We start from the raw sequence: 17,258 nt of genomic DNA, 5'->3' as shown, positions 1-17,258 counted from the left end.
TCGTAACCCGACTGCGCCTTCGCCCAGGGTGCCGGCCCTACGACGGCTGGGGCGGCCGCAGGTGCGGAGCCAGTCGTTCTCCGGCAGTGAGGTTGTCACGCCAGTAGCGGTAGACCAGGCCGTCCACCACCTCGACCGACCCTGCTGCGACGAGGCAGGGAAGTAGGTCATCCCCGGCCGGTGCCTCGACGTCGAAGGCAACGATCACTGGTGGCTCTTCACCGACGTGCCGAAGCACCAGCGCACGCTCGTCGAGGGTGGGTTCCCGGAACCGAGGGTCTCGGAACTGGGTCGGGCAGGCCAGGTATGCGACGTCGGTGAAGACCACCTCGAGGCCATGGTGGTAGGCCAGGTCGTGTCCCGCAGCCAACCGAAGCTGGGAGCCGTCGAAGTGCAACACGTCCCAGTCCCACCAAGATCCCGCAGGCAGTTCGACCACACCGCCGATCCTCGCATCGGCGGGCAGCCATTGAACCGGGCCGACGTCCGGATCGCCGCAGACCGCGCGTCGTGGTCAGCAGCAAGCTGACGGGTGGCGCCGCGCGGACGTGCCGGTGCGCGGATGCTGCCCCTGCCAGGTGTGGGAAGGAGTGCCTAGCCCTCCGGGGCGTCGGCTCGTCGCACGTCGTCGAGCAGCAGGCGGGCACCTTGGCGGAGGATGTTCCAGTCGGTTCCAGGGGAGCGGTCGAGGTTCTTGGCGAGCCAGTGTCGCCGGTCTTCGTGTTCACGCCTCAGCTGGACGAGGTCGAGGTCCACGCCAGGTAGCCCGCCGCGGCGTTCCAGTTCCTCGATCCGCTGCTCCATGGCGTCCATCAACTCGCGGTTGAGGGTGTGCACGGCCTCGAGGTAGGCGGTGGTCGGGACGCTGAGCCGGATTGTGGGGTCGCCGTGAAAACCGATCTCGCCGTCGTCCTCGTGTTGCCAGTCGATGGTGATCTCGTCCCGCACGCCGCGGCTGGTACGCCAGAATCGCAGCTTGGGCGGATTGCGGAGGTAACCGAAGTCCAGGTGGTGCTCGCTGTGCCAGATGGCGGCGGTGACGACAGGATGGTCGGGCACGTCCGCGTTCCCGTCGTCGGTCGGTTCCTCATCGGGTTCGGCGACGAAGTCGAGCGGGTCGCACGTCCACTGTGCGCGGTGGGAGGCGATGAGTGGCTGCAGATCATCGGGCACCGGCTCCAGCACCTGGGGCGTGAAGAAGATGACGTCCTCCCAGAGCCGGGCCAGGTAGTAGTCGACGTAGGGATGCTGGCGGACCTGCCGGGTGCGGCGCAGAAGTTCGTGGCCGCCCGCTTCGAGCCAGTACCAGCCCTCGGTGAGCCCGAACCAGTGGAGCGTCGGCTGATCCCTGCCCCACGGCGACACCTCGTCCAGTGGGTACAACTCGAACCGGAACCTGATCATTGAGGCAGTATCCTGTCACGGTCGGCGGTCGATCGTGAACCCGGATCTGCCGCCGTGTGCCCGGTGGCTCAGGCGTCAAGCGTCACCCTCGGTCATCGCGGTGTCCGCTCGACGCACTTTGTCGCCGTTGATGGCCGGATCGACGGCAGAGTGCGGGCCTGCAGGATCAACCTCAAGGCGTCGGCTATGCCAGCCGGGTTGCTCAGTCGGTCGATCGACTTGTGGGATGGTCGAGCGACGGGCAGCTGGAGGTGCGTCGTTCGCGGTCATTGGCGGCGACTGTAGGTCCAGACCGCCATCGGGCACGACAACAGGAATATCGCCGCACACCAGGTGAGCGTGACGGTGATCCGGTCGCCGGGCGGTGTTCCGTTGAGCAACGCGCGGCAGGCGTCCATGACGACGGTCACCGGGTTGACCTGTACCCAGGATCGCAGCCAGCCGGGAAGGCTCGTGGTGGGGGCGGCGAGGCTGGTGCCGAGCTGAAGCGGCAGAAAGGTGAGAAAACTGAACGCCAGGACGGCCTCGGCGCTCTTGGCCATGACGCCGATGAGCACCGTGATCCAGCTGACGCAGAAGCCGAAGAGGATGGCCAGGCCAATGGCGGCGAGGGTGGCGGTGACGCCGCCGTGGCTGCGGAAACCGAGGATCGTTCCGAGCAGGAACAGGATCGCGACGGCGATCAGGTAGCGGACGATGTCGGCGAGCACGGAGCCGAGCAGCGGTGCCAGGCGGCTGATGGGCAGGCTGCGGAAGCGATCGTTGACGCCCTTCTTGAGATCTGTGTTGATGTTCGTGCCGGTCGACACGAGCCCGGTCAGGCCGGCGCCCATGACGATGATGCCGGGGAACAGGTACTGCATGTAGTCGTCGGTCGAGCCGGCGACCGCCCCACCGAAGAGATACAGGAAGAGGATGAGGAAGAGCGCGGGGGTGACCACCCCGTTGACGATGGCGCCTGGGTTGCGGGAGGTCTTGGCGAGGCTGCGGCGGGCGAGGACGAGGCTGTGGCGTAGCCAGCGCAGCGGCCGGTCCGCTCGCGGGTCGACGGGATGGGTGGGCATGGTCATCTCGGGGCCTTTGCGGAGTCGGCGTGCGGGCTCGCTGCGTCGGTCAGGGCGTGGAATGCCTCGTCGAGGCTGGGTAGGCGGAGCGACAGTTCGCTGACGCCGACGGCTTGGCGGCGCAGTTCGGCGGTGATCCGGAAGAAGTCGTCGTCCCCGGAGACCGGCACGGTCAGTTGGTGACGGGTGGCGCGTGCCGGGGTCCGGTCGGTGACGACGGTGAGGATGGCGGCGACGCGGTCGACGTCGGCGGGGTCTTCGACTCGCACGTTGACGGTGTGTCCGCCGACCTGTTGTTTGAGTTGCGCCGGAGTGCCGCTCGCGATGACCCGTCCGTGGTCGATGACGGTGACGGCGTCGGCGAGAGTGTCGGCTTCTTCCAGATACTGAGTCGTCAGCAGGACGGTGGCCCCGTCGGAGCTGAGGTCGCGGATCATCTGCCACAGCTCTTCGCGTTTGCCGGGGTCGAGGCCGACCGAGGGTTCGTCCAGGAACACCACCTGGGGGCGGCCGACCAGGCTCGCCGCCAGGTCGAGCCGGCGGCGCATGCCACCGGAGTACGTGGCGACGCGCCGGCTGCCCGCCTCGGTGAGGCCGAAGCGGGACAGCAGCTCGTCGGCCCGGCGGATGGCGTCGCGCCGGGTCAGGTCGAGGAGCTGACCGATCATGACGAGATTCGCCCGCCCGTCGATTTCCTCGTCGACGCTCGTGTGCTGGCCGGACAGGGCGATGCGTCGGCGTACCTGTCCCGCATGGCGCACGACGTCGTAGCCGGCCACCCGCGCGGTTCCGCTGTCGGGCCTGAGCAGGGTGGCGAGAACCCGGATGAGGGTGGTCTTGCCGGCGCCGTTGGGGCCCAGCAGACCCAGGATCTGGCCTCGGGGGATCGCCAGGTCGACGCCGTTGAGAGCGGTGGTGCCGCGGAAGCGTTTGGTGAGCTCGTGCGCTTCCAGGCCGTGGTCGGTCACAGCGCTCCCTTCGCGAGCGGTTGAGAAACACACAACATTCAGATGCCGTCATCATCTGGATGTCGATAGTATGCTGCCGGTGGCGAAACGCGTAAGAGGGGGTTTCGGTGGTGCGGTTGACGCGGGCGCAACAGCAGGCGAGGACGCGCGCCGCCGTGCTGGCGGCGGCGACGCAGGAGTTCGCCGAGCACGGCTATGTCGACGCCAAGGTCGATCGCATCGCTGCGCGAGCGGACCTGACCCGAGGCGCCGTCTACTCGAACTTTCCGAGCAAGCGATCGTTGTACCTGGCGGTTCTGCTCGAAGCTGTACCGCGCACGCCCGCGCCGGAGGCGCCCGCTGTGGCGATGGATGTGGCGACGGCGGTCGAGGCCTTCGCGCGCGTCTGGCTCGAACGGCTGCCGCTGGCCGGTGATTCGGCCGCCGCCGCCAAACTGAAGTACCAGTCACTGACCGGCGTGTTCGACGATGAACCCGGGCGCGCCGCCCTTGCCGGGCTCACCACGTTGGAAAGCCTGCTGGTGGCTCTCGCGCTGGAGTCCTGCCAGCCGCCCGAAGCGGGTCGGCGGGTGCGGTTGGCCGAGCTGATCCTGACCCTGTTGAACGGAGCGGGTCATCTTGCCCAGACCGCGCCGGGCTTCGGTGATCCGTTCGACGTGGCGCGCGCCTGCCGTCATCTCGCCGGCCTCGACGTGGACGACGTCTGGAGGCCGCCCCATCTGCCGTACGTCGCCGCATCCGAACCGCGCCACGACGCGTGGACGCCGCCGGCGGAGCTGGCTGATGCGATCACGGGCCGTCCCGTCGGGTTCGACGGCGACGGCCTCGTGGTGGTCCTCGGAACAGGACGCCTGGGGGCGGCCGAGGAAGCGGTTCGTGCCGCCCGGCCGGGAGACGTCGTCACCGTGGCGATCGTCACGAGCGACCCGGCCGAGATCGGGGCACTGGTCCGGCTGAAGATCACCGACCTCGCCGCCTGCCTGCGGCGGGCGTTCGGGCCGACGATCAGCCTGTCGACGCGCCTGGTCGTCGATGACCAGGCCGCGCTCGCGTCCGCCGTCGGTGCCGACACGGCCGAGAAGACCGAAGCCGCGATCCGCATCCGAGACGGGAAGATCATCGCTCGGGCATCCGGTTGGGGCGCCGCCTACGCGGCGGCGACCAGCCCGACGCCGACCGAGGCGGACGAACGATGACCGGCTCCGACGAATCGCTCGTGCTGCACGCGCTTCGGTGTATCGGATTCGCCGGACTGGCGCGCGTGGCAGACGCGGCCGGCCTCCCCGAGGGGGAGACGGAGTCCCAGCTGATCGATCTCGCCGTTGCCGGCCTGGTGACGCGGACGCCGGGCGAGTTCGGCGGGTGGGGTCTCACGGAGGCCGGCCGTGTCGAGGACGCCCGACGGATTGCCGGCGAGCTCGACGCCACCGGGGCCCGGGACGCCGTGGCCGCGGCGTACGAGAAGTTCATGGTGCTCAACCCCGAGCTGCTGGATCTCTGCTCCGCCTGGCATCTGCGTACCGTCGACGGCGTCGCTGCCTCGAACGACCACTCCGACCGCGCGTACGACGCTCGAGTCCTGAAGCGATTCGCCGACCTGGACCAGCGTGCCGAGGCTGTGTGCGCGGACCTGGCCGCGGCGTCGCCGCGGTTCCGGCGGTACCGGACCAGACTCGCCGCGGCGCTCGACCGCGCCCGGTCCGGCGCTCTGGATGAACTGGTCGACAGCACGACCTCTTATCACACGGTGTGGTTTCAGCTCCACGAAGATCTGCTCGCCACCCTCGGCATCCCACGACAGTGAGCCGCCCTCCGATGAACTGGATCTGTCCCCTCAGTTCCGACACCGACGAGTCCCCGCAGCTGCTTGGCGGCAAGGGACACGGCCTCGTCGTGCTGCGACGTCTCGGCCTGCCCGTCCCGCCCGGATTCGTCATCGGCACCCACACGTGCCGTGCCTTTTTGCGTGACGGGCGGTTCCCCGAGGGCCTCGACGCCGAGCTGGCCACCGCCGTTCAGGGACTTGAGGCAGCCACCGGAAGACGCCTCGGTGCGGTTCGACGTCCCCTGGTCGTATCGGTCCGATCCGGCGCCGCCGTGTCGATGCCCGGCATGATGAGCACCATCCTCAACCTCGGCCTCACCACCGAGGCGACGGCCGGACTGGCCGCCGAGACCGGCGACCCGACCTTCACGCGGGAAGCCCGCCAGCGATTTCTCACCAGCTTTACGGCCGCCGTGCGCGCGACCGCGGACGACGCGGCGGCAGGCACTCGGCGGTCCGGCACGGCTGTCCCTGACGACGCCATGGACCAACTGCGAGCGGCGGTGGGTGCGGTCTTCGCGTCGTGGCACACCCCGCGCGCGACCACTTACCGCGAACTGCACGACATCCCACACGACTCAGGCACGGCCGTGATCGTCCAAGCCATGGTGTTCGGCAACCGCGGCGAGCACAGCGGCACCGGCGTTGCCTTCAGCCGCGATCCCAACACCGGCGAGAAGACCCCGTTCGGTGACGTCCTGTTCGGCCGGCAGGGCGAAGATGTCGTCTCCGGACGGTCCACCACCCGGCCGTTGTCCGAGCTCGCCGAACGGCAGCCGGCGGTATGGAGAGGCCTGCTGGCGGCCCTGCACCGGGTCGAACACCACTACCGCGACGCCTGCCACGTCGAGTTCACGTTCGAGGCAGGCCGCCTGTGGCTTCTGCAGGTGCGGCCCGGCGGTCTCACCGGCCGTGCCGCGATCCGCGTCGCCGTCGACCTCGCCGACGAACAGCTCATCGACCGACGCACGGCCCTGCGGCGCGTCTCACCACAGCATCTGCGCAACGCCCACACACCCCGGATACGCACCGGCGTCGGGCTCGACGTCCTCGCCCGCGGGCAGGGCGCATGTCCGGGTGTCGCAGCCGGGCGCATCGCGGTCACCGCCGACCGGGCCGCACGCATGGCCGCCGACGGCCCGGTCGTCCTCGTGCGCCCCCACACCTCGCCGCTGGACATGCACGGTCTGGCGGCCGCCACCGGGATAGTCACCAGCCGTGGCGGACCCACCAGCCACGCGGCCGTCGTGGCCCGAGCCATGGGACGACCCGCGGTCGTCAACGCGACCGCACTGAGCGTCGACGTCGCGGGGGAGTGTGTGCGGGTCGGCGAACGCGTCGTCGCCGAAGGGACACTCGTCACCATCGACGGCACCAGCGGAGAGGTCGTCGTCGGCAACCCGGGCACCGCCACCGTAACCGTCGACAGCCATCTGAACCGCCTGCTCGAATGGGCCGACGACATCTCCGGCAACCGATCGCAACGCCCAGACCAGGAACGCCTCACCGCAGCACACGCCCGGCTGTGAGACGTCCGAACACTGCGCATGATCAACCCCTCCGGCGGCCCCGCATCCGAGCCGTCCTGTTCGACTCGTCCGGCACGTTGGTCCGACCCGCCGAACCGGGTGCGCGTCCCTGCGAGGACGTGGAGGAGATCCTCCGGCGACATTGGCCGGCAGCGCCCATCAGGGACCTGCCGGACGCGTTCCGGTCCGCGGCCGCCATGCTCGAGCGTGCGAAGAGGCTCGGAACGTGGGAAGACCACTGCCGCACCTTCCTGGCCGAACTCGGCATCGGCCGGCCGTCGCAACCACTACTGGACGAGCTGATCGCCGCGGATCCGACCCGAGTTCGGCCCTTCTCCGAGGTGCCCACCACCCTCGGCCGGCTGCGGGAGCGAGGCCTGTCGATGGCGGTGGTCAGCGACAGCCTGGACACCGCGGAGTCCTTGAGGAGCAGCTACGAGCGGATCGGCCTGCGCGGCTACTTCCGATACTTCGCCGTGGCGGGCGAGCTGGGATGCATGAAGCCTGACCCGGCGATCTACCGGGCGGCAAGCAGGGCACTGGGCGAGCCACCACAGCGCACCTGTTACGTGGACGACAACCCAGACCTGGTCACCGCCGCCATCAGCCTCGGATACCGAGGGCTCGCGCTCTGCCGCACCGGCACGCCCGCACCGCCGGACCTGCCGTACATCGCCGCCCTGGACGAGGTCCTCTGGCACGTCGACGACCCGTGACCGCCCACCCGGCGGGATCGAATACCGAGCTCGGGCCGTGGCGCTGTGCCGCGCACAACGCCCTGCTGCGGTCCCGGGGCGCACGTCAACTATTCGGTGTTGCTAGATACCGGTAGTTAGTGTTACTTCCTACCGGTAGTGAGTAGTGCTGAGTAGCTGGAAGGGGGTGTTCCATGGGCAGGCAGATGACGGCAATGCTCAAGGGGACGCTGGAGGGCATCGTCCTCGCGATCCTGTCCGACCGATCCGCGTACGGCTACGAGATCACGGCGTGACTGCGGGATCAGGGCTTCTCCGACATCGCCGAGGGAACCATCTACGCGCTGCTCGTCAGGATCGAGCAGCGCGGGCTCGTCGACGTGGAGAAGGTCCCGTCCCAGAAGGGGCCCTGGATCGCCCTCGCCTGGTGCGTCGGCATCCTCGGCGTCACGTACCTCTCCGCCACGGCCATCTACCGCCGCAAGGCCAGCTGACCAGGACCGGCAGGGGCCGCATCACCCCCTGAGGCGTCGGCCCGGGGCCGAGCACATGGTCATCGACCGCCCGCAGCACGTCCGCGCGCACACCTGGGCATTTTGGCCGCGGCCCGCCGGGCACGCAGCCGCTCGCCCACCGGTGCCGCCCCTCGCCATCGCCCCCGAGCTGCCTGCCTGAGCTGCACACAGAGACGAGGAGTCATGAAAAGACCAATCAGGAGTACCACGAACGACAGGCTCCGGGTGCCGCGGGTCCTCCAGCGACTGGGGGTGACGGCGCTGGCGGTCACCCTGCTGGCCGGGGCGGTCACCCCGGCCAGCGGGGCCCCGTCGAAGGCCGTTGTCGGGCAGGATCGCCCGCAGCTGCGGAACGCGATGCAGGCGGCAGTCGATTCCGGCATCGGCGGGATGCAACTGCGCGTGCACGACGAGCGGGGCGACTGGGTCGGCAGCGCCGGGGTGAGCAGGCTGGGCAAGGCCGCGAAGCCGCCGACGAACGGGCGGTTCCGGGCGGGCAGCGTCACCAAGACCTTCGTCGCGACCGTGGTCCTGCAACTGGTCGCGGAAGGCAAGGTCAAACTGGACGCCCCGGCGGCCGACCACCTGCCCGAGTTCGGGCTGGACCGGCGCATCTCGGTGCGGATGCTGTTGCAGCACACCAGCGGGGTGTTCAACTACACCGGCGAGTACTACCCCGACGGAACGGTCGTGCCAGGAATCCCGTGGTCGGGCAAGGAGTGGGTGGACAACCGGTTCAGGAGCTACCGGCCCGAGGATCTGGTCCGGTTCGCGTTGTCCAGGCCGGGGCGGTTCACGCCAGGGACGGACTGGAGCTACTCGAACACCAACTACACGCTGGCCATGCTGCTGATCGAGAAGGTCACCGGCAGCTCGTACGCCGACGAGCTCCAGCGGCGGATCGTGCGGCCGCTCGGGATGTCGGGCACCGTGGCGCCGGGCACCTGGCCGAAGATCCCGGGACCACACGCCCACGCCTACTACCGGTACGAGGACGGCGGCCAGCAGAAGACGGTCGACATCACCCGACAGAACCCGTCCTGGGTGCCCGGCGCCGGTGACATGATCTCGACCACCCGGGACCTCCACACGTTCATCTCCGCGCTGATGAGCGGGAGGCTCCTTCCGTACCCGCTGCTGACCGAGATGCGCACGCCGCACCCGACCAGCGGCTACGGCCTCGGGCTGTTCGTGCTGGACCTGGGCCCGAGCTGCGGGGGCACGATCCTCAACCACAACGGCAGCGTCCAGGGCTACGCGACGCTGATGTACAGCACGCCCGACGGCAGGAGGACCCTGACGGCCTCGCTGACCTACACGGTGGACGACGCCACCGCACCGGCCCTGCAGGAGGCGTACCAGAAGGCGATCCAGACGCTCACCACCGAGGTGTTCTGCGACGGGCAGCCCGGATCGCCCGACGGGGCCGGGCCTGCTCCGTCTGCGCGACGGAGCACCGCGGACCCGTACACCCTGCGGGTGGGCTCTCTCTGACCGTGCGCCACGTCGGGCGCGAACCGGTCACACCGAGCGCGGTGTGACCGGTTCGGCCTGGCAGCCGCGCTCGACGGGCCGGTACCGGGTCTCGTGGGCGAGGCGAGACATCGCCGACGTCGGCGATGTCTCGCCGACCGGGAAAGATGACGATCGACCGCATGCAGAAAGCACCCGTCGTCATTGTCCTCGCCCCCGCGCTCACGATCGTCTACGGCCTGGTCCGGCTGCTCGACGGGCTGGACGGACAGCACGGTCCCGGTCTCCTCTGGACCCTGGGGCATGCCGCCTTCCTCGTCGCCCTGTTCCTCTTCGGCTTCGTGGTGATCGTCGCGCGACGGATGATCGGCGGTGGCGTGGTGGCCACGACTACCGCCGCCGTCGGCGTGGTCGGCCTGGTCTGTTCGATCGCTCAGATCGGTATCGACATCGTGGTGGGGCTCGCCGCCGACGACAAGGCGGGGATGCGGGAGATGTTCGGCGCTGTGCAGGACGTGCCCGGCCTCTCGACCGCCGTATACGGGCCGGGGCCGGCGTTGTTCCACGTCGGGCTGCTCGTGCTGGTCGTTCACCTCGCGGCGCTGCGGGCGGTCGCGGTGTGGGCTCCGGTGTGCCTGCTGCTCGGCATCGGGGCCGCGGCGACCAACCTTGATCTGCTGCCGGTCGCCGGCCTGCTGATCATGCTCGCCCTGGTGCCCCTCGCCCGCCGGGCTCCGACGTACGCATGACAGCATGGCGCACCGTGTGGTGGAGGCGGTGGGCGCGATCGCCGTGGTCGGATGCCGCGCTGGCGGTCTGCGCCGCCGTGGCCCAGCTCTGGCCGCTGCTGTCCCGGGACGGCCCGTGGCACTGGTGGGGATATGTGGTCACCGTCGGTTCCGCGCTGCCGCTCGTGGCGCGGCGGAAAGCGCCGGTGACCGTGCTGCTCGTCAGTTGCGTCTTCGGCGCCTCCTACGACCTGGTCGACGACGTGGCGCCGCAGCCGCTGTGGTACGGGTCGCTCATCGCCATCTACACGGTGGCCGCCCGGTCCGGGCGGTGGACGCGATGGGGTGCGCTTGCCATGCTCCTCGTCGGCGGGCTGCTCACGGTCGGTTCGTCGGACACCGCGCTTCGCGGCGTCGTCGTCTCCGTGACCGCGTACGCCCTGGGCAGAGCGGCGGCGGGAAGCAGGGCGCACGCCGCTGTGCTGGAGGAGCGTGCCGCACGGCTCGAACGGGAGCGGGTACTGGAAGCCGAACGAGCCGCCGAGCGGGAACGCGCCCGGATCGCCCGCGAGATGCACGACATCCTCGCGCACGCGGTGAGCCTCATGGTGGTGCAGGCGGAGGCGGGACCGGTCGCGGTGCGCGCGGATCCGGAGCGGGCCGTCGCCACGTTCGACGCCATCGCCGCCGCCGGCCGGGACGCGATGGACCAGCTTCGTCGCATGCTCGTGGTGCTCCGGCAGGATCGGGGGACGGCAGTCGCGCAGGCGGCCATCGAGGACCTGCCCGCCCTGGTGCGGCAGGCGGCGGGGGCCGGGCTGGAGGTGGGCTACCACGTGGCGGGCGAGCCCCGGCCGTTGCCGCCCGCCTTCGGGGTGGCTGTCTACCGGATCGTCCAGGAGGCGCTCACGAACGTCGTCAAGCACGCCGGCGCGTCCCGCGCCGACGTACGGCTGAGCTGGCAGGAGCAGGAGTTGGGGATCGAGATTCGGGACAACGGCCGGGGCGCCGGGACCGGGCTGCCCTCCGGCGGCAACGGCCTGACCGGCATCCGGGAGCGTGCCGCCGCGTGCGGTGGGACAGCGTCGGCCGGCCCGGGGCCCGCGGGCTTCACCGTACGCGCGCGGCTGCCGCTGTGACCCGGGTGGTGGTCGCCGACGACCAGGAACTGGTGCGTGCCGGCTTCGCGATGATCCTGGACGCGCAGCCCGACATCGAGGTGGTCGCCGAGGCGGGTGACGGCTTCCAGGCGGTCGCCGCCGTACGGACCCATCGCCCCGACGTGGCGTTGCTCGACATCCGGATGCCGGGCATGGACGGCATCGACGCTGCCCGGATCATCGGCGCCGAGACCGACTGCCGGATCGTCATGCTGACCACCTTCGATCATGACGACCACGTGTACGACGCGCTGCGGGCCGGGGCCAGCGGCTTCCTGCTCAAGGATGTGCGGCGCGACGACCTCGTGCACGCCGTGCGTGTGGTGGCGAAGGGGGAGTCGTTGCTCGCACCGTCGGTGACCCGGCGGCTGGTGGAGCAGTTCACCGCGGGCGGCGCGGCCCGACCCCTGCCCACGCAGCGGCTGTCCATCCTGACCGGCCGCGAGCGGGAGACGCTGCGGATGCTCGCGCAGGGCATGTCCAATCCGGAGATCGCCGCCGCCATGGTGGTCAGCACGCACACCGCGAAGACGCACGTCAGCAACGTCCTCACCAAGCTCGGCCTGCGCGATCGGGTGCAGGCCGTGATCGCGGCGTACGAGACCGGCCTGGTCGTGCCCGGGCAGGGCAGTGCCCCGGCCGGGCCCGCGCTCCCTGACCGTGCGGGTCGCGGCGGCCCGGGGGGGCGGAACCCGATGACCACGGACTCGTCGCCGACGCCCGACGCGGAACCTGGATCGCCGACCGGTCGGCCTGAGCGGCGGGCGGCGACGGACGACACGTCGACGGCCGGACGCCGGTCGTACGGGCTGGGCGGCGCGGACCTGCCGCCCGCCGGGCTGGCCGCCGTGACGGCGGCGCTCGCCCGTCCGGACGCCGGCGACCGCGAGGTGCACGCGGCGATCACCGACGCGCTCGTCGGCGCGCTGCCGACGCTGCCGGGCGGCGAGCCCGACTGGCGGGCCGCGACCGGCTACGTGCGGGCCAACCTGGCCGGCCACGCCGCGCGTGGTGGTGTGCTCGACCGGCTCATGCTCGACCCCGGCTTCCTGCTCGCCGCCGAGCCGGGCGCGCTGCTGGCCGTGCTGGACGCGGTGGTGTCCGCCGAGGCGGCGGCGGTCGCGCACGCGTACCGGCGGGCGGTCGCCTACCTGCGCGACGACTGGGGACGCGCGGCTGCGGCGCTGCAGCTGGCGGCCCGCCGGACCGGGGCGGAGCAGCTCGCCGACCGGATCGGCTACCTCGGCGACCAGTCGGGCGGACTGCCCTGGTCGACCCGGTGGATGCTGGTCGGCGAGGAGGAGCCGCACCAGACCGTGGCGGCCCTGCCCGGGACGATCCACCAGCTCCTGTGCGGCTGGCTGCCGGACGGCACACCCGTGGTGCAGGCGGCGGCCGGCAGTGGCGTCGGGCACGTGTCGGCGCGCGGGCAGTGGACGCTGCCCGGCGGGGCACCCGTCGAGGCCGGGCCGGTGCGCTGGGACAGCGACGCCGACGAGCCGCCGCCGCCCCGGCGCGGGTGGGAGCGGGCGGTGACCGCGCTGGCGTTGACGCCGCTCGGGACGCTGCGCGGTGGCCCGGACGGCGTGGTACGGCTGTGGCCCGGCTACGCGGATCCGTCGACACCGGCGGGGGAGGCGTTCAGTACGCCGGATGCCGCCGGCGCGGTGCTCGCCGGCGGCCGAGGTGTGTTCGTGGTCTGCCACCGCAACGGCGCGATCGGCGTCTGGGACCGGGAATCGACCGAGGTGGTCAAGATCGGCGAGCACAACGCGACAGCCGCGGCGTGCGTCGTGCCGCCCGGCGGGCCGGCGCTGGCCGTGACCGCTGGTCAGGACGGCCGCGCCCTCGTGTTCGACGTGGCCGCCGGGCGGCTGGTGCACACCTTCCAGACGCCGCCGGCCGACCCGCTGCCCGGCACCGGCACCTACTATCCGCCCGGCCGGGAGCCGCCAAAGGATCGGCCGGAATCGCTGCGAGCGGTGACCGCAGGCGTCACGGAGGACGGGCGGGCAGTCGCCGTCGCGCTCGGGTTCCGGGGCTGGCTGCACCGCTGGGACGTGGTCACCGGCGAGGACCTCGGCCGTACGTTCCTCGGCCGCGTCGCAGAAACGGTGCGCACCGTGCGTTGCGACGGCCGCGCCCTCGCCGTGGTCGGCAGTTGGCGGGACCTGATGATGTTCGACCTGGCGTCAGGCGAGCCGGTCGCCGTCCATTCCCTGGCGGCCGAGACCGTCCGGTCCCTGGACACCGTCGACGCCATCGTCGCCGTCGTCGACCGCAAGGAGCAGCTGCACCGGTACCGGCTGCGCGACGGCGGTGCGGCGCTCGACGCCCTGGGCGGGCCGACCGCCGTGCCCCTGCACAACAAGGGCGTCTCCTGCGGGCGCCTCGCCGACGCACGCCCGGTGGCGGTCACCGGCTCGGAAGGCGGCGTGATCCGGGTGTGGGACCTCACCGACGGCCGGATGCTGCACCACATCCCGGTCGAGGACGTGGTGAAGCTCGTCGTCCTCGCCGACGACGGCAGCATCTTCGCCGGGCTGAGCGGCGGCCTCGCGGTGTTCCGGCTCGAACCCGGCTGACCCTTACGCCGCGCGAGGGGGAGCCGGCGGGAAACGGGCGGTCGGGCCGGTCCCGCTTCCGCCGTACCACGCAGCTACCGTCCGGTCGTCCGGGCCGGTGTCGAGGCGGCCGGTGTGCCAGGTGTGCCAGGTCTTGCCGTAGCTGTTCATCAGCATCGCCATGAGCGCCCGCTCGGCCGGCTCCGGCAGGCCCGGGGCGATCAGGGAGCCGCCGAGCACCTCGTAGTTGTGCGGGTGCCAGAAGCGGCGCTCGTCGCGCGGCAGCGTCCCGTACAGCCGTTCGGAGACGATGTACTCGACGCCGATGAGGTTGGCCTCGGCGGTGTTGCCGTCGAACAGCACGCACTGCAGGAAGTCGTCGTTGACCTGGCGGCAGTTCACGGTCGGGTGGTCGGGTCGACCCGCAGGTCCACCAGGCTCGGGTTGTACTTGGCCAGGAGGTAGTACGGTCGGGCCGCGGCGACCAGGACGTCCAGGGAGTCGATACCCCGGTCCAACGCGTGCAGTTCCAGCGTTCCGGGCTCGGCGCCCCAGCGTTCGCTGAAGTAGGACAGGATGCGATCCGTCGACAGGGTGTGGATGTCGAAGTCGGGCTGGACCTGCCGGGCCTGATCGTTCACCGACCGTGCGGCGCCGACGAGTTCCGCTGCCGTCGCGACGACCGGCCGCCCGCGCAGCGCGTCCAGCGCCTGGCCGTCCGCAGGCACCCCGGGCGTCACTCGGAAGCTGCGCACCACGAAGATGCCGAGCTGGTCGGCCAGGCAGCGCGAGGCCCGCTCGGCCGGGGTCAGCCACAGGTCGAGGAAGCCCAGGTCCTCGGGCTCGCCCGACCGGTCGTCGGGGACGACGTAGCGGTGCCTCGCGTGCGCCAGCGCCCCGGCGAGCGTTTCCCCCGCCTCGTCGACCCGGCAGGTGTCGGCACACTCCCGGGTCAGATGACGCAGGACCAGGTCCCGGTAGAACTCCGGATAGTCGCGGGCGAAGAGCTGACACATCCGCAGGATGCTCAGCTCGGGGACCCGACCGTCGCCGGTGTCGATGCCGCGCGCCCCCAACCGCCAGCGGTGCAGGTAGACCGTGGGGGCCACGGTGAAGTCGGCCGGCTGGTCCGCCGCCCGCTTCGCGTCATCGTCGGCCCGGCCGTCGCCAAGCGTACGCAGCGCACCAACCAGCAGCAGCGCGTCGTCCCGCTTGAGGTTGACGGCCCGGGTCGCGCAGAGGTGCCGCAGCGCCTCGACGCGTTCGTCCGGCATCCCCGCCCCACGGGCGAGCTGGATCAGTTCCGGGTGCGAGCGCAGCCGGTACGGCCGGCGCGCCAGCGCGGCGACAAGCTGGCCGGCGGTCGCCTCGTCGAGGATTCCTTCCCGTACGCCGAGGTCCAGGGTCGCGCGGATGTTGACCAGGGGTTCCGAGATCGGCCGGTATCGCTCCTCCGCCGGCCCGTGCAGCAGGACCACCTCGTCGTCGGCGGTCAGTCGGCCCTGCCGGTAGTCATCGTAGACGCGCCCCACGCCGACCATGCCGAACGTGTCGAGTTCCGCTGCGCGCAGCGCACCCATGCTGGCGGCGCCCAGCACCGTCACGCCGGCGTCGAGGAGGGTGAGAATCTCCTTGTGTCGCACGGCGCGGGTCTGATGGAAGTACCCGTCGACGAGGCCGACCACGTCGCCCTGCCGCGGCGCGAGCCGCAGCAGGTCTCCCGCCGCCACCGGTGGCAGGAGGGTGATGTCGTCCGCGGCCAACAGGTCGGCGGCGTCGGGCAGGCTCGGGCCGACAAAGAGGTAGCGTGTCATCGATTTCTCACAGGAGCGCGGGGTCGCAGTCCAGCCCGGGGCAGACCACCCGCACGACGGGGATGCCCACCTCGCGCCTGGTGTGGTCCACGACCAGCGGAGACCGCCCGGTCATGGCGAGCACGCCCGCCACCGTGGTGTGCAGGTCGTCGGCGAGACTGTCGTTGCGGACGGAACCGATCTCGTCGTACGTCGTTCGGTCGGCCTCGGAGGGCGGCGCCGGCCGCGTGGACCGGTCCGAGCCGGCACGCCGGTAGCCGCCCGAGGCGATGTCGTCGCGGGCGCCGGCGATCTCGGTGACCCGCGACTGCGCCGCCTCGGTCAGGGCCCGGCACAGGGCGACGTCACGATCGAGGTGGGCGCCGGCCCCGGCGAAGAGCACCGGGAACATCTCGCTCCATATGGTGGCCTGGAAGCAGGCGAGCCCGGTCGGCGACGGCAGCACCTCGACCCGGACGTCGACGCCGGCGGCCTCCATGCGATCCAGCAGGTCCCGCGCCGGGCCGTCCACCGAGGCGAGGTCCAGAACGCGGGGCGGGATCTTCTCGGCACGAGTCAGGCAATCCCGCTCGATGACCTCGTAGAGGCCGTGCAGCGCCGCTTCGGCGAAGGTGTTGCCGCTGGCCAGTCCATTGCTGTTCAGCGCGAACAGCGGCGGCATCCAGGTGCCGCGCACCCGGCCGTCGAGTCGCAGGAGCCCGGTCGGGAGGAAGGTGTCCGCACCACCGTCGAGGCGACGTGCCCTGGTCCACTCCAGTTTCAGACCCGGTCTCAGGTGGTGGCGGCTTTCCAGCGGCAGCTCGTGGACGCGGTATCCGCACTCGCGCTCCATGTCGGCCACGGTCGCGACCAACTCGCCGGGACCTTCGCGCTCGGCGTGCCACGACTCGATCGACTCCATGGCGGCGGAAACCTTGGCGAGGTCGTCGGTCAGCCCTTTGCCCTGGCTCACCGACAGCGTCCAGGAGTTCGGCCGGACCGCCTGATAGACCGGGATGCCGATCTCGTCGAGCCAGGTGACGTCGGCCAGTCGGGTGATACCGACGACTGGAAAGAGCGGCTCGATCCGCCGTAGCGTCTGCGCGGCGGTCAGCACCCGGTGGGTGCCGGACCAGCAGGCCTTGCGGGTGTCGTCGAGGGCGAGGGCGGAGCGCTCGGGCGCTCCGCCCCCGCCCGACACGCTTTCCGCCGTGCCGCCGTCGAGACGATCAGCGGCGGTGGACCGCCTGACCCCTTCGGTCACGCGCCGTGCACGTCTGCGGGCTCGACGCCGCTGCTGTCCGTAAACTTGAAGGACCAGGCGGTGTCCCTGGACTTCCAGCCCCTGTCGTCGGGAGTGCTGCCCTGCTCGTCGCGGAGGTCCTCCGCGCTGGGAAGTACGAGAATCATCTGCCGACCTCCAGTCGTCCTCGGTATTGCGACATCGTTCCTATTTGGAACATGATCTTACTCGATCTTCCGGGCCTGCCGGCTGCTGTCGGGAGGGAAAGCGTTCGCCCCGCCCGCGTCGCTCTCCGCC

Annotated in this window: 15 protein-coding genes and 1 pseudogene; 8 read left to right on the top strand and 8 right to left on the bottom strand. The window is 71.1% G+C overall.

Features of this window, described 5'->3' with window-relative positions; genetic code table 11:
- Positions 1–37: 37 nt before the first annotated feature.
- The 4 genes from GA0070606_RS02735 to GA0070606_RS02720 all read right to left on the bottom strand — a co-directional run bounded on the left by GA0070606_RS02735 (position 38) and on the right by GA0070606_RS02720 (position 3,436).
- Positions 38–439, bottom strand: coding sequence for a hypothetical protein (locus tag GA0070606_RS02735; RefSeq protein WP_091094903.1), 402 nt, complete (start codon positions 437–439; stop codon positions 38–40).
- Between the two features lie 155 nt (positions 440–594).
- Positions 595–1,404: a DUF5984 family protein gene (locus GA0070606_RS02730; RefSeq protein ID WP_091094902.1), complete on the bottom strand. Its 810-nt coding sequence runs from the start codon at positions 1,402–1,404 to the stop codon at positions 595–597.
- A gap of 266 nt (positions 1,405–1,670) precedes the next feature.
- Complete coding sequence (locus tag GA0070606_RS02725) at positions 1,671–2,474, bottom strand: ABC transporter permease (RefSeq protein ID WP_245724545.1); 804 nt, start codon at positions 2,472–2,474, stop codon at positions 1,671–1,673.
- Entirely contained in the window at positions 2,471–3,436 is a 966-nt protein-coding gene (locus GA0070606_RS02720) for an ATP-binding cassette domain-containing protein (RefSeq protein ID WP_091094900.1), read from the bottom strand. Before GA0070606_RS02720 ends, GA0070606_RS02725 begins: the two co-directional genes overlap by 4 nt.
- Before the next feature lie 107 nt (positions 3,437–3,543).
- Between GA0070606_RS02720 and GA0070606_RS02715 the strand changes: the two genes are divergently transcribed.
- From GA0070606_RS02715 to GA0070606_RS02675, 8 genes and pseudogenes are all read left to right on the top strand, one after another.
- Complete coding sequence (locus GA0070606_RS02715) at positions 3,544–4,632, top strand: TetR/AcrR family transcriptional regulator (RefSeq protein ID WP_091094899.1); 1,089 nt, start codon at positions 3,544–3,546, stop codon at positions 4,630–4,632.
- Positions 4,629–5,240, top strand: coding sequence for a transcriptional regulator (locus GA0070606_RS02710; protein WP_091094898.1), 612 nt, complete (start codon positions 4,629–4,631; stop codon positions 5,238–5,240). The genes GA0070606_RS02715 and GA0070606_RS02710 overlap by 4 nt, the downstream gene beginning before the upstream one ends.
- Before the next feature lie 11 nt (positions 5,241–5,251).
- Entirely contained in the window at positions 5,252–6,790 is a 1,539-nt protein-coding gene (locus tag GA0070606_RS02705; protein ID WP_091094897.1) for a pyruvate, phosphate dikinase, read from the top strand.
- Positions 6,712–7,506, top strand: a complete 795-nt coding sequence (locus GA0070606_RS02700; protein WP_091094896.1) for an HAD-IA family hydrolase — start codon at positions 6,712–6,714, stop codon at positions 7,504–7,506. The genes GA0070606_RS02705 and GA0070606_RS02700 overlap by 79 nt, the downstream gene beginning before the upstream one ends.
- A gap of 719 nt (positions 7,507–8,225) precedes the next feature.
- Positions 8,226–9,494 (top strand): serine hydrolase domain-containing protein, encoded by a 1,269-nt coding sequence (locus GA0070606_RS02690; RefSeq protein ID WP_245724544.1) that lies wholly within the window; start codon positions 8,226–8,228, stop codon positions 9,492–9,494.
- A 161-nt stretch (positions 9,495–9,655) separates the two neighbouring features.
- Complete coding sequence (locus tag GA0070606_RS02685) at positions 9,656–10,222, top strand: hypothetical protein (RefSeq protein ID WP_141721554.1); 567 nt, start codon at positions 9,656–9,658, stop codon at positions 10,220–10,222.
- On the top strand, positions 10,219–11,340 hold the full coding sequence (locus GA0070606_RS02680; RefSeq protein ID WP_091094893.1) for a sensor histidine kinase: 1,122 nt from the start codon (positions 10,219–10,221) through the stop codon (positions 11,338–11,340). Before GA0070606_RS02685 ends, GA0070606_RS02680 begins: the two co-directional genes overlap by 4 nt.
- Positions 11,337–11,984 (top strand): annotated as a pseudogene (locus GA0070606_RS02675) (response regulator); the annotation flags it as partial. The gene GA0070606_RS02680 and the pseudogene GA0070606_RS02675, both read left to right, overlap by 4 nt.
- A gap of 1,965 nt (positions 11,985–13,949) precedes the next feature.
- Here GA0070606_RS02675 and GA0070606_RS02670 read toward each other — a convergent pair.
- Genes GA0070606_RS02670 through GA0070606_RS32345 form a run of 4 tightly spaced genes read right to left on the bottom strand, consistent with a single transcriptional unit; the run spans position 13,950 to position 17,128 of the window.
- Complete coding sequence (locus GA0070606_RS02670) at positions 13,950–14,327, bottom strand: DUF1264 domain-containing protein (protein WP_218105956.1); 378 nt, start codon at positions 14,325–14,327, stop codon at positions 13,950–13,952.
- Entirely contained in the window at positions 14,324–15,739 is a 1,416-nt protein-coding gene (locus GA0070606_RS02665; protein ID WP_091094892.1) for a TfuA-like protein, read from the bottom strand. Before GA0070606_RS02665 ends, GA0070606_RS02670 begins: the two co-directional genes overlap by 4 nt.
- Before the next feature lie 7 nt (positions 15,740–15,746).
- A complete protein-coding gene (locus GA0070606_RS02660; RefSeq protein ID WP_176737213.1) occupies positions 15,747–16,982 on the bottom strand; it encodes a YcaO-like family protein in 1,236 nt (411 codons plus the stop codon).
- Positions 16,979–17,128, bottom strand: coding sequence for a hypothetical protein (locus GA0070606_RS32345; RefSeq protein ID WP_176737212.1), 150 nt, complete (start codon positions 17,126–17,128; stop codon positions 16,979–16,981). Before GA0070606_RS32345 ends, GA0070606_RS02660 begins: the two co-directional genes overlap by 4 nt.
- Positions 17,129–17,258: the final 130 nt, after the last annotated feature.

The sequence above is a fragment of the Micromonospora citrea genome (assembly GCF_900090315.1).
Classification (GTDB): Bacteria; Actinomycetota; Actinomycetes; order Mycobacteriales; family Micromonosporaceae; genus Micromonospora; species Micromonospora citrea.
This window is presented reverse-complemented; position numbering and strand designations above follow the sequence as displayed.

Bases quoted from the DNA above. Each gene is read 5' to 3' on its own strand.
- GA0070606_RS02730 (WP_091094902.1), bottom strand. From the start codon at position 1,404: ATGATCAGGTTCCGGTTCGAGTTGTACCCACTGGACGAGGTGTCGCCG.
- GA0070606_RS02725 (WP_245724545.1), bottom strand. From the start codon at position 2,474: ATGACCATGCCCACCCATCCCGTCGACCCGCGAGCGGACCGGCCGCTG.
- GA0070606_RS02680 (WP_091094893.1), top strand. From the start codon at position 10,219: ATGACAGCATGGCGCACCGTGTGGTGGAGGCGGTGGGCGCGATCGCCG.
- GA0070606_RS02710 (WP_091094898.1), top strand. From the start codon at position 4,629: ATGACCGGCTCCGACGAATCGCTCGTGCTGCACGCGCTTCGGTGTATC.
- GA0070606_RS02705 (WP_091094897.1), top strand. From the start codon at position 5,252: ATGAACTGGATCTGTCCCCTCAGTTCCGACACCGACGAGTCCCCGCAG.
- GA0070606_RS32345 (WP_176737212.1), bottom strand. From the start codon at position 17,128: ATGATTCTCGTACTTCCCAGCGCGGAGGACCTCCGCGACGAGCAGGGC.
- GA0070606_RS02685 (WP_141721554.1), top strand. From the start codon at position 9,656: ATGCAGAAAGCACCCGTCGTCATTGTCCTCGCCCCCGCGCTCACGATC.
- GA0070606_RS02665 (WP_091094892.1), bottom strand. From the start codon at position 15,739: ATGACACGCTACCTCTTTGTCGGCCCGAGCCTGCCCGACGCCGCCGAC.
- GA0070606_RS02700 (WP_091094896.1), top strand. From the start codon at position 6,712: ATGGGCCGACGACATCTCCGGCAACCGATCGCAACGCCCAGACCAGGA.